This window comes from Streptomyces sp. NPDC006012 (assembly GCF_042871185.1).
Classification (GTDB): Bacteria; Actinomycetota; Actinomycetes; order Streptomycetales; family Streptomycetaceae; genus Streptomyces.
In genome coordinates, this window is record NZ_JBIAIE010000038.1 from 1 (window position 1) to 12,205 (window position 12,205).

Genomic DNA, 12,205 nt, shown 5'->3' on the forward strand with positions numbered 1-12,205 from the left:
GGCCGTAGCCCCCCCCCCGGGGGGGGGGGGGGGGGGTAATGGTTGGGCGGGCCGGGTATCCGGGGGGCCCCCCCCGGCCCCCCCCCCCGGGGCCCCCCCCCCCCGGCGGGCGGGGGGGCGCCCCCCCCACGGCCGTCGGGGGGTCACCCACACGCCGACAAAGGACTCATCCTTATGGAATATCGCCATCTCGGCCGTAGCGGCCTCGTCATCAGCGAGATCGCGTACGGAAACTGGCTCACGCACGGTTCGCAGGTGGAGGCCGAGCAGGCCACCGCATGTGTGCGTGCCGCACTTGAGGTGGGCATCACCACTTTCGACACCGCCGACGTCTACGCCGGTACGCGCGCGGAGGCGGTGCTGGGCGATGCGCTCAAGGACGAGCGCCGCGAGGGACTGGAGATCTTCACCAAGGTCTACTGGCCCACCGGACCCGGCCGCAACGACCGGGGGCTGTCCCGCAAGCACATCATGGAGTCGATCACGGGCTCGCTGCGCCGCCTGCAGACCGACTACGTCGACCTGTACCAGGCCCACCGGTACGACGTGGCCACGCCGCTGGAGGAGACGATGGAGGCGTTCGCCGATGTCGTCCGCTCCGGCAAGGCCCTTTACATCGGAGTCTCCGAGTGGCCCGCGGAGCAGATCCGGCGCGCTCACGCCCTGGCGCGCGAGCTGCACATCCCCCTGGTCTCCAACCAGCCCCAGTACCACGCCCTGTGGCGGGTGATCGAGGGTGAGGTCGTGCCCACCTGTGAGGAACTGGGCATGGGCCAAGTGGTGTTCTCGCCGATCGCGCAGGGCGTGCTGACGGGCAAGTACGAGCCCGGCCGGCAGCCCCCGCAGGGGTCGCGTGCCACCGACGAGAAGGGCGGCGCCGACACGATCGCGCGCTGGCTGAGCGACGAGGTGCTGGAGGCCGTCCAGCAGCTCAAGCCGCTGGCCGCCGAGGCCGGGCTCTCGCCGGCGCAGCTCGCGGTGGCCTGGGTGCTGCAGAACTCCAATGTCTCCGCCGCCATCGTCGGCGCCTCGCGCCCGGAGCAGGTCGTGGAGAACGCCAAGGCGTCCGGTGTGGTCCTGGAGAAGGATCTGATGGCCCGGATGGAGGAGATCCTCGCGCCCGTCGCCGTCACCGACCCCAAGCGGGTGCACCACAACGTGCCGGTGCGCACCGTCTGAGCGGTCTGCCCGTCCCCCGCGGGGCGCCTCCGTACAGCTCGGCGGCGCCCCGCAGACGTGTCTTCCTCATGGATTCCCAGCCGTGGGGGCAGGGCCGCGTGCCGCGGTCCTGCCCCCGGTGCCGCTCAAGGCGAGTCGGGCCGGTGGCCGGTCACCTCAGGCCGAAGGCCCGGGTGATGGCCTGCGTGACGCTGTTGCCCTGGGTGTCCCGGGCGGCGGTGCGCAGGGTCACGAAGCGGGCGCCGGCCGGGGCGTTCAGCCGGGTCCGCCAGCCCTCCGCGGTGTGCTGCAGCGCCGCGGGGTGCCAGGTGGCGCCGTCGTCGTACGACACGTCCAGGTTCACCTTGTCGATCGCCTGCGAACCCGGCCCTCCGGAGAGGTGGGAGGGGGTGACCAGCAGGGCGGTCCCGCGCCCGGCCTTGCCCGCGTCGTCCATGCCGTGGACCGTGTAGTCGAGTTGGATCAGCGCGGGACAGCTCTGGGTGCCGGCGGCCGGCCGGCCGGAGGTGAAGGCCCACTCGGTACGGGTGGCGGTCGAGTAGCCCGTGCTCCGGGAGTTCTCGGACACCAGGCGGTAGGGCAGGTCCTCGGCGGACAGGCCCCATACGTACATGGTGCCGGAGTCCTGTTTCGCGACCAGGGTGTCGCCCTGGTAGAGCGTGAGCGCGTTGTGCAGATCAGGGCCGCTGCCCACGCCGATGTGTCCGGCGCCTGAGTCGCTCCAGCCGGCCACCTTGAGCTGGAACTGGTCGTCGAAGCGCAGCGGCCGGTAGGTGTCACCCATGCGCGGTCGCTGGATGGGGCCGAAGTACTCCAGGCCGGACCGGGTGCCGGCCGGGTAGTGCTTGGAGCGGTCGTTGATGACCGTCAGTTGCCCGGCGATGCCGGCGCCCTCGCGCCACTCGGCACCGGCGGACACCCAGTCGGTGCGGTCGCCCTGGACGGGAGTGCTCAGCGGGATGCCGACCACCCGGCCCTGCCACACGTCACCGCGGTACTCCCGGCCGTTTCCGGGCGCGTTGTTGCGGAAGGAGACGTCGACCCGGGCCAGGTCGCCGGGCCGCGGCCGGTAGGTGGGGTCCTTGGGGATCGTCGGGGCGTGGTGGACGATGTCGTACAGGTACTCGGCCGTCGGGTGGGACTGCACGCGCAGCCACGTCGCCCGCTGCTGGATCTGGGCGATGAGGTTCTCGCCCTCGTCCGCGGTGACCGTGGCCAGGGTGACCGCCGGCGGGGGAGGCGCCTGCGCGCTCCAGATGTCCTGGGTCCAGGGCTGCAGCCGTCCCGCGCCGTCGTTGACGACGACCAGCAGGGCCGCACCCGCGGCGGCCGCCGCGTCGGCCTGCTGCTGGATGTCGACGGTGTCGTTGCGGCGTACGACGACGGCCTTGCCCCGCGCGTCGAGCCCCTGGTAGGCGCCGCTGCCGCCGTCACCGGCGTAGACGGTCTGGTAGCGATGACCGCCCCTGCCGATGGGGGTGCGTCCGGGCTGGACCAGGAGGTCGTCGAAGGCGCGGGTGTCGGAGGCGAGGGTCAGGGCCGGTTGCGCCAGGCGCCAACTGGTCCCGAACTCGAAGGTTCCCTGGGCGACCGGCTCGTCGTGGGGGAGCGCCCAGACGCTGTCGTACGAGTCCGGCGGCAGCCAGGACGCATTGACGAAGTGCGTGGCGTCGAAGGTGCGGGCGACGTCGACGCGGCTGGTCAGCGGTGTGGTCTCCCGCGGGGTGTCGACCTTGACCTGTTCGGCCTTCGTGGCGTCCAGGTCCACCATGACGTCCTTGTCGAGGACCACTTCGGGCGCGGTGAGCAGGGCGAAACCCGTGGAGCGGGGCCCATGGGTGCCCTCCACATCGGCGGACAGCCACACCGTGTAATTGCCGGGCGTCAGGGTCAGCCTGGCGGTGCCGTTCGCGTCGGTGACCATCGACTCGACGGTGTTCCCGTCGGTCACCATCACCCGGCCGCCGCTCAGCGGCCTGCCGCGGCGGTCCTTGGCCGCGACGGTCAGGTCGTAGTGCTCGAAGTCCTTGTAGGCGCCGATGACCGTGTGCGTCACCGTCGTCCCCGCGTCGTCCGTGGCGAGGATCTGCCCGGACACCGACGCACCGGTCTGCACGGTGTCGAAACTGGTGGTCAGGGTCACGTCGGCGGTGCCGTTCGCGGGGACGGTGACGGCCGGCGCGGACAGCGAGAACACCTCGGGGGAGGTGCCCGCGCTCGGCTTCACGGACAGGTGGAGGGTGACCGGGCTGCCGCCGGTGTTGGTGTAGGTCACCTTCTTCTGGTACGTCTCGCCGGGCGGCGCGGAGAAGCTCCGGTAGCCCCCGTGGACGCTTCCGGTGGCGAACACGGTGTTCCGTATCGCGGCCGCGATGTCCAGGCGACCGCTGCCGGCCTCGTAGGGGGTGTACTTCGGAGTCGGCGCGGTGGTGCTGACCAGGGCGTCCTTCAGCTGTTGCCCGGTCCAGCCGGGGTGCGCCTCGGCGAGCAGCGCGGCAGCCCCGGCGACATGCGGGGTGGCCATCGAAGTCCCGCTCATCGTCTGGTAGTAGCCGCTGCCCTCGGACACGTACTGGGAGCGGGCCGCCAGCACGTCGACACCCGGAGCGGTCAGCTCTGGTTTGAGGCCGCCGTCGCCCGGGCGCGGTCCGGTGCTGGAGAAGTCGGCGAGCGTGTCGGAGCCGTCGACCGCGCCCACCGACAGCGCTGCGTCGGCGACGCTGGGCGCGGACACGGTGTGGGGGCCGTAGTTGCCCGCGGCGACGGCGAAAAGCGCACCGGTCTCGTGGCTGAGCGTGTCGACCGCCTGGCTCAGCGGGTCGCTGCCGTCGCCGGGGCCGGAGCCGAGGCTCATGTTGATGATCTTGGCGCGCTGGTCGAGGGCGGCCCACTCCATGCCCGCCAGGACCCAGGAATCCTGGCCCTGCCCCTGGGCGTCGAGGATCTTGCCCACGTGCAGGCGGGCCCCTGGTGCGACGCCCTTCTCCTTGCCGTCACAGGCGGCACCGGTGCCCGCGATGGTGGAGGCGACATGGGTGCCGTGTCCGAAGCGGTCCTCGATGTCCTCGCCCGGGACGAAGCTGGCGCTCGCGCTGATCCGGTCGGTCAGATCGGGGTGCCCGGTGTCGATGCCGGTGTCCAGCACCGCCACGTCCACGCCCTGACCGGTGTCGCCGCCCGCCCACACCTCGGGTGCGCCGATCTGCGCGGTGGTGTCGGCCAGATCAGCCTTGACCTTGCCGTCCAGCCAGATCTTGGCGATTCCGGCGCCGAGCCGCGGCTGGGTCGCGGTGGCCCGCGCGGTGCCCGCGGTGAGGGAGGACCAGAAGCCGGCGGCCTGCGCGCGCGACTCCGTCACGGCCGCACCGTTGATGCTGCGCAGCGTGCGGGTCCTGGTCGTGCCCTGCGGCAGCACCCGGGAGGCGAGCGAGCGAGCCGAAGCGTCGCCGTAGGAGACGATCAGCGGCAACTTGTCCGTGTGCGCGTCGTCGTAGCCGTCCGCCAGCAGTCGGGTGACGTCGAACAGGCCCCGGTCCAGTTGTCCCGAGGACACATACGGCAGCGCGGAGGCCGGGTAGACATAGGTGTCCTTGCCGACCGTACTGGTGAAGAACTCGACGTCCTGCCCGCGTGGGTCCTGCAGGGAGCGGGTGACCGTACCGTCGGCTGCGGTGGTCACGGTCACCTTGTCACCGGTGATCAACGTGACGGTCCGCGCTGCAGGCCGGGCCGCGGTGGAGTCGGCGGCGGCGACGGCCCGGGGCGTAGGGGCGGCGCTGGACGGCGTACCCGGCAGGGCCAGGAGCACCGCCGCTGTCATGGACGACGCGATCAACATCGTTCTTCGGGTGGGTCTTTGCAACAAGACGGCCCTCTCAGGTGGTCGGCGCGGGAAACGAACCCCTCACGATTGAGGAAGATCGGCGACCAATCTGAAGAGGTTGTCGGGTGTCCCGTCTCATTAGATCTTGCAGGGGCGAGGCCGTTGACCTGCGGGGTGACAGGTTCAACCGCGACGTACTGGGGGCAGCGACGAGGCATCGCGAAGACGCGTGGGCGGTGCGGTTGGCGCGTCTCATGGATCATGACGAGGGTGATGCCGTCTGAGCAGGACCTTGTCAGGTTGGCGAGACGCTTGACGGCCGGTTTCGCATTGAAGATGGCAGTTTCCTGATCGGAAGCCGCAGTAATGGACGTGCTCAGGAAGAGGGGCGCCGCTGACGATCCTGAAGCTCACCGCGGGCGGTCGACCAAACGATCTCGAACTCGTCGGCCGACAACGACTGCGGTTCGTGCCCTTCCCACTCGGAGATGGGCGGCTCCGCGGTCAGACCGTAGACGCTCTCGTATTCAGCTGACCGACCGTCTCTTTGGGCTTCTTGCCACTCGGCCAGCGAGGCAGCGGTCAGAGCCCTGTTTCCGGGCTCCTGCACCTCGACTTGCCGGATCACGTAACCATCGGCGTCCAGCTCGAAGTAGAACCAGACGTCTTCCTCGTCCCAGAAGCAGCGAACCCAGGTCGTCACGGGTTCACCGCGTCGAAGGGCTCGTCGTGCCAGCGCCAGCCGGCGGTGCCGTCGTCGTGGATGTGCAGCATGAACTCGGTGACCGGGCCGCCGTCGGGAAACGTCATGGTGAGCGCACTGCGGATCTGGGTGTAGCAGGCGTCGGCCCGCTCCCAGTCCTCCTCGTCGGCGGCCCGCTCTTGCTCACTGAAGAGGGGACGGAACTCTTCAAAACCAGGAAGTGTCTCGACTTCAACGTGTGTCCAGGGCATATCGGCGCCGGTCACGGTCAGCCGGGCAATCTCCTGATCTCCGTGGTGGAGCCGCCAGATACTGCCGGTGGTCAGGTTCGGGTTGGTCATGTCCCCCATGATGACGATCGCCACTGACAGGCGGGGAGTGAGATCACCGCCCCTTCCCGATCGTGGCGACGACCATCTCATGCAGCGGAAGCTGATGAGGTGCGATGTTGAGTCGCTGTGCTGCTTCGGCCGGCAGTTGGGGACGGTCTCGCCAGCGTGGCGAGGCCAACAGGCCGCTGAGAACAATGGTTTCGGGGTGGATGGCCAGCTCGATCCGGGCGTCGGAGGGACGGTGGGGATCACCGAACGGGTCCTCGCCCAGCACGTGGAGGCGGCAGTTCCATCTCTGCCGAAGCGCCTCACCACTGCTCTCGCTGGTGAACCACCTGGTCAGGCGATCGCGGGCGTCGATGTAGGCCAGCGCGGTGGAGGGATGTGCGCCTCGGCGGACGATCCGGTGGTGCTGGAGATTGGCTCGCAGGATCTCGGGCAGCCGTGTCAGGTCATGCTGTTCATCGCCGAGGAGCCAGCGGTGGTGACGGTGGCAGACGCCTTCATGGTGTGGAGTGCTGCGGACGACGAGGCCGTGGATGTGCCGACGGGCCATGCAGAGGCGGCAGGCCGGGCGGCGCCGTGGCTCGATGACCTCTTCGGTGGCGGACCGTAGGTGCCGGAGCGGGTCGCCGATCGTGCCGAGCGGCGGCATCGCGTGGATCAGACAGGACGGGCTCCGGCCGGTCAGTGCGGCCAGCTGTCCCAGTGCGTCTGGGGTCCAGTAGCCGACTCGGTTGTCGACTCGGCGGTGCTGGCGCGACGGACCGACCAGGGACGAGAGGTAGCCGATGGTGAGGTGGTTGGCGTCGGCGAGGCGGTTCAGGTAGGAGCCGATGGTCTCGTGGTGGACGGGCGGCGGCGCGAGGGGCAGGGCCCGCGGCCGGGTGGTCACGCGACGTGTTTCGTGCCACCGCTCCGGCGGCGGCGACGTGCGCGGGGGATGTTCTGCTGTTCGGCGCTCTCGTCCAGGTCGACCCGCTCCAGCGAGGCTTTGGTGATCTTCTCGCTGCCGTCGAGGAGGGCGTCCAGGGCGGCTTCGCGGACGAGGTGGGACAGGCTGCCGATCATTCCGCCGGTGCGGTCGTGCAGGTAGGAGCTCAGGTCCAGCAAGGTCCCCGGCTGGTGGGCCCGCAGCCGCAGGGACTCCTCCAAAGTTGCCACGAGGGAACGCCAGGAGCCGCGCTGTTCCTCGGTCTTGTGGCGGAACGGGCTGGTGGGAATGAGCGTGTAGCGGCTGGCGATCTGTCCGCCGCGGCGTCCGGCGAACAGCCCGGTGCCCTCGACATCGACGCCGGCCAGGACGAACGTCGCGGGGATGCGCTCGGACAGGTACTTGATCTGGTCGGATGCCTCGGCGCCCACCCGCGTACCGATGTCGAGATTGTGCAGCTCGTCGATGAGCACGAGACGGCAGCCGAGGGTGCAGAGCAGATCGCAGACCTTGTTGGTCACTTCGACCTGGCTGAACCGTGAGGGCAGCGGCAGGCCGATGAACCGGGCGAACTCGATGGCCAGCATCTTCGGGGTGGCCGCGGGAGGGACGGTGACGTAGACGACCGGCAGCGAGTCCGGCAGGATCTCGCCGCGGCGGCGTCCCAGCTGTTCGTAGTTCTTGCCGAGTTGGGTGATGGCGGTGGTCTTTCCGGTCCCGGCGGGGCCCGAGACGATCAGTCCGCGGCGGGCGGAGTGCTGGTGCCGGTTGAGCAGGATGCGCTTGCGGCCGGTCGCGGTGACATGACGGATCGTCGGGGTGGAGACGATGACGAGTTGCGCGTGATAGTCCTCCAGGGCCTGGTCGTAGGTCGTTCGTTCCGCCTCGGTGAGCCGCTGCAGGGCTGCGGGCGCCAGGATGTCTGGCGGGGTGGTGGCCTCCGTGGTGAAGGCGGTCCAGCCCTCCTTGGTCGTCAGCGGGTGGTCGACTTCTTCCGGATCGAGGAAGTGCGTCATCAGCGGCTCCCGTCGGTGAAGGCATCGAACACACCGAACGGGATGACCTGGGCGACCTCGCCCTCGCTGTCTGGTTCCCCGCCCGTCTCCGGCTCGGGTTCGCGCCGTGCCTGCGGCAGCGCGGGGACGGCCGTTGCCGCCTTGGTGCGGGCGGCGATGCGCCGGTCGGGCCCGTTCCCGGCGCGGGTCAGCAGGTCGTCGATGACGACGGCGACGGCGTCCTCGTCGGTGTCGTCGGTGCCCTTGGCCGCCAGCACGGCTCGGGCATGGCGCCAGGTGAAATCGGCGAACGGCGCGGAGACCGTGCCCAGCCGGGTCCAGGGAACGGTGATCCAGCCTCCGGCCCGGGTGTCGCGTACCCAGACATGTGACAGGTCGTAGGGGTCGTAATGGACCTCCCAGAGGTTGCCTTTGGTGTCCACTCCGGATGGCTGGCGCCGGTAGGAGCCCAACTCCCGGCAGTCGTAGGTGCGGTAGTCGAGCGTGATGCCGTAGTCGTTGATCTTTCGCCACTCGACGGGCAGCAACTCGATGTAGTCGTCCCCGCGGAGGCAGACCGGCAGGTAGCCGGTGCGGGAGACCAGCATGGCGTAGACCTCGTTCGGCGAGAGGGCCTTGCCCGGCAGGAACGGACTGCGCAGAGCGTCATGCGGTCGGGTCTGCCACCGGGCGACAACCCACTCGTGGAAGAGATCGGCGAGTTCCGCGATCGTCCAGACCGCCTGGACGTCGCGGCCGCGCCGGGTGGTGTCGGAGCCGATATATCCGGCGACGTGCTGGCAGAACAGCGTGTTGATCGACTCAAAAGTCCGCTCCACGACTCCCTTGTCCGTCGGCGTGGCCGGCCGTGCGGGCTGGATGGACATGCCCAGGGAACGGCAGGCCGCGACGAACGTTTCCGAGACGAAGACCTTGCCCCGATCCACGATGATCGTGTCTGGGACGATCACCGGACGTGCCGCGGCGTGCTCCAGGCGGGCGTCGACGCTCATCAACCGGGCGTACGGGATCAGTGAGGCCGACATCCGCAGGGCGTCCGACCAGCCGGGTCGCATCGGTTCGGGCACCAGCATCCGAGCCAGCAGCAGCGCAGCGTCCACGGCCTTGGTCCCGGCCGGCCGCAGGATCGCCGCGCAGATGGTGCGGGAGGCGACATCCACCGCGATCGTCAGCTCGACCCGCCCGGTCACGCCGTCGTCGAGAACGGCCGGCACGTCCAGCGGGGTGGTGTCGATCTGCACTACCTCGCCGGGCCGGGCGGCCAGCGTCGGGGTGAACGGAGCCTCCGGCCTCCCGGCCAGAGAACGCCGGGTCGTGGCGGCCCCGAAGCTGTGACGCCCCTCGGAAAGCGACTTGAGCAGTCGGAAGTACGTTGCCCGCGACGGCAGCGGGACCGTGCCCTTCCCGTGCCGTTCGGCGACCAGCTTCTCGGCCTGCCGGATCACTCGGGTGCGGGTCCCCGTCGATGAGTCTTCCTGCGCGGTCAGGACCTCCAGCACTGCCTCGACCAGGCGCTCGTCCACCCGGCCGGTGCCCAATGCCATGGACAGCCTGGTGGCTCGCCGGTCCACCAGGCCCCAGAGTCCCTCATCCCGCCACTTCGACCTCAGCCGGAACAGCGTCCGTTCCGACACCTCGTTGCCTGCCGCTGTCAGCTCGGCTGCTTTGGCCACGAGGCGTTCGTTCACGGTTCGCCACTGCGGGTCGTACTCCGGCCTGGGAACAGTCCCCTTCGGCGCGTCGGGAGGGAGGCCGGTCTCCACCTCGATCAGATGCTTCTCGAAGAACCGGGCCTTGCGCAGGGCCACTTCAGGCACGGTGTCCAGCAGGCCGAAGGGCGGAAGTCCCGGCGTGGTCGCCGTCGCGTCGAGCAGCTCGAATCCCTCCGAGGCCATCAGGTGAGCGAACATCACCATGCTCGCGGTGCTGTGCTCGTCGACCAGGCGGACGGTCGTGCCCGACAGACCCACCACCGTGTGGACCCGGTCCTCGAACCGGACACGGTCGCCCACCCGCAGCACCCCCTTGGGCCGCTCGTGCTCGGTCATCAGCCCTCCACCCGGCTCACCAACGAGTGATCACCCAAGGGGCGCGACAGGTCCGTCGTCAGCCGCCCACACCACAGCAGATGAAAGACGACCGGCAGCACCAGGACCGGATCACCGACGTGCGAGGCATGGCCCACCAGCAGTCCGGGAACGGCGAAGGCAGCCTCGACCGCCTCCTCCAACCCGGCCTGGGCGAACCGGGGATGACGAAACCCTGCAAGCCACCGCAGGTTCGCCACCCGCACCCGGTCGATCTCGCCCACGAGCCGGAAATCCCAGCCCACGGCCTCGCATGCAATCTGCGTACCGGCGAACTTGGCCAGGTCCCGCGGCTTGCGCCGCCCCTCCGGCCGGCAGTCCACCACCACGGCCGATCCGTCGGCCCGACGGGCGAAGTAGTCCGGCGCATGCGACTGCCGCAACCCGTCCGGCGACGTCCAGGACAGCCAGAACGGCTGCGACGCGAACCACGTGACACGCGGGTCGAAGTCCATCGAGATCGCGTGATCCCGCTCCAGCCAGGACTCGAACCCCACATGCCGCAGCATCGTGGCCGCCCAGTACAAGCCCGGAAAGTTCCTCTGCCCCCGGTACGACGGGAAGTCCCGTACCGGATCGGCCTCCTCGAAGGCCAGCTCCGTCACGTCCGCCAGCGAACCGCGTACCTCGACCCCGCCCTGAACCCAGGCCACCTCGAAATCAGCTGCCCTGCCCCTGCCGCTCGGCGGCTCCCCCTGATCATCCACACCAGGACGATGTCCACTGGAATGAGACAAGCCACCCGTAGCGAGACAAGAGCCACCCCAAAGCGGGACACCGTCTCACTCAAACCTGTCCCCGCCCCGTACACCGCACGGTCCGCACACAAATCAGCGCGACAAACCCCGCTTCGCTGAGACCGGACATCGGGGGTGCGTCAAGTCTCGGTGATGTCAAGATCCTTGAGGGGCCGCCATACGGTGACCAGCACTGACTGATCACTGCCAACTTGGCGTGTCCCTGTTAAGTCGATCATCTCGGGTCGTGGGCGAACAGTCCGATGGTGGGCAGGCACCTGCGCCGCCTGCGCCCTGCCGCCGGCGGTGTGCGGACTGTTCAACCCGGCGGTCGCCGGCGCCGCGACGGCGTTCTCGTCGTGTTCGTCGCCAGGAACAGCCTGTCGCGGCTGCGCCGCTTGCGTGTGTTCGTCATCGGGAACAGCCCGTCGCGGCTGCGCCGTCTCCGTGCCGCCACTGAACACACGGTTCAACGGAGGGGAGGGACCGTGCGGTTCGCCCCGCCGTTGCTTGAGCGGGTCCGCCCGGCGGTGAGCGGGTCCGCCTCACGACCGCAGCTGCCGCCGGCCGGCGGTCGCGGGCCCCGGACGGCGAGGCGAGGACCTCGACGGCGGGCGGGCCGTCCGTCCGTGTCCACGCCGCCGGTCCCGGCCAGCGGATGCCGGTCCCGGCCAGCGGGTGCCGGTCCCGGCCGGTGCGTGCCGGTCCCGGCCACGGAGGGCCGGCGCGCGAGGAACACCGCTCATTCCCGGGCGTGGAAGGCGCCGCGACGCCTGCTGCCGTTGCCGAACCCGTGGGCTCCCGAGGGGGAGCGGGGATCGCCGGACGTACTGCAGGACGACATGAGATTTCCCCCGAGTGGTGTGGCGGTCCCCTCGCACGGGGTGGGCCCGTGCGGCGGATGAGGCCAGTGGTGCGGCGCCGGGATGCCGACCCACTTATACCCATACCCCCTAGGGGAAACAACCTCCTGGTGGGACGGCGGCCGGAGCCGGCCCCGCCGCCGCGCCGTCCTGGGGATCACGGGGCGGCCAGGTGCCTGCAGTTCGCGCCCGTCGCGCCTGCCTGATGGCGGCGGTTCCAGCGCGGGATTTCCACACAAGTGACACGCGCGCCTCCGCTATTACCCTTCCGCTGGAACCGTGATCTTCGTGTTTGTCCCCATTGACAAGAGCTACCCCCGTAGGGTTTTCTCTCCACGGTCGCAACAGAGCACACGTCGGTGCCAGTTGATCACCAGTCACAGCAACGCGCGTCATCCGCACCAGCCGGGACCCCGGAATGGCAGACGGACTTCTGATCGTGCCGGGGTTCTCAAACTCGCCGACGAACGTGGCGTTCGGTTGAAGATGGGGGACGGCAAACCATGGAGACAGCGATGATGCATGTACCGA

Annotated in this window: 8 protein-coding genes; 1 reads left to right on the top strand and 7 read right to left on the bottom strand. The window is 69.7% G+C overall.

Going from position 1 to position 12,205, the window contains the following annotated elements:
- Positions 1-174: 174 nt before the first annotated feature.
- Positions 175-1,179, top strand: coding sequence for an aldo/keto reductase family protein (locus ACFYPJ_RS36425; protein WP_389025965.1), 1,005 nt, complete (start codon positions 175-177; stop codon positions 1,177-1,179).
- 151 nt (positions 1,180-1,330) lie between these two features.
- Here ACFYPJ_RS36425 and ACFYPJ_RS36430 read toward each other — a convergent pair whose 3' ends face one another.
- The 7 genes from ACFYPJ_RS36430 to ACFYPJ_RS36460 all read right to left on the bottom strand — a co-directional run bounded on the left by ACFYPJ_RS36430 (position 1,331) and on the right by ACFYPJ_RS36460 (position 10,781).
- The gene (locus ACFYPJ_RS36430; protein ID WP_389025967.1) at positions 1,331-4,999 is read right to left on the bottom strand and encodes a S8 family serine peptidase; all 3,669 of its coding nucleotides are present in this window, start codon (positions 4,997-4,999) and stop codon (positions 1,331-1,333) included.
- A gap of 379 nt (positions 5,000-5,378) precedes the next feature.
- Complete coding sequence (locus tag ACFYPJ_RS36435; protein WP_389025969.1) at positions 5,379-5,705, bottom strand: hypothetical protein; 327 nt, start codon at positions 5,703-5,705, stop codon at positions 5,379-5,381.
- A complete protein-coding gene (locus tag ACFYPJ_RS36440; protein ID WP_389025971.1) occupies positions 5,702-6,046 on the bottom strand; it encodes a hypothetical protein in 345 nt (114 codons plus the stop codon). The genes ACFYPJ_RS36435 and ACFYPJ_RS36440 overlap by 4 nt, the downstream gene beginning before the upstream one ends.
- Before the next feature lie 43 nt (positions 6,047-6,089).
- On the bottom strand, positions 6,090-6,932 hold the full coding sequence (locus ACFYPJ_RS36445) for a TniQ family protein (protein WP_389025973.1): 843 nt from the start codon (positions 6,930-6,932) through the stop codon (positions 6,090-6,092).
- Positions 6,929-7,987: an AAA family ATPase gene (locus ACFYPJ_RS36450; RefSeq protein ID WP_389025975.1), complete on the bottom strand. Its 1,059-nt coding sequence runs from the start codon at positions 7,985-7,987 to the stop codon at positions 6,929-6,931. The genes ACFYPJ_RS36445 and ACFYPJ_RS36450 overlap by 4 nt, the downstream gene beginning before the upstream one ends.
- Entirely contained in the window at positions 7,987-10,035 is a 2,049-nt protein-coding gene (locus tag ACFYPJ_RS36455; protein WP_389025977.1) for a Mu transposase C-terminal domain-containing protein, read from the bottom strand. The genes ACFYPJ_RS36450 and ACFYPJ_RS36455 overlap by 1 nt, the downstream gene beginning before the upstream one ends.
- On the bottom strand, positions 10,035-10,781 hold the full coding sequence (locus tag ACFYPJ_RS36460; protein ID WP_389025979.1) for a TnsA-like heteromeric transposase endonuclease subunit: 747 nt from the start codon (positions 10,779-10,781) through the stop codon (positions 10,035-10,037). The genes ACFYPJ_RS36455 and ACFYPJ_RS36460 overlap by 1 nt, the downstream gene beginning before the upstream one ends.
- Positions 10,782-12,205: the final 1,424 nt, after the last annotated feature.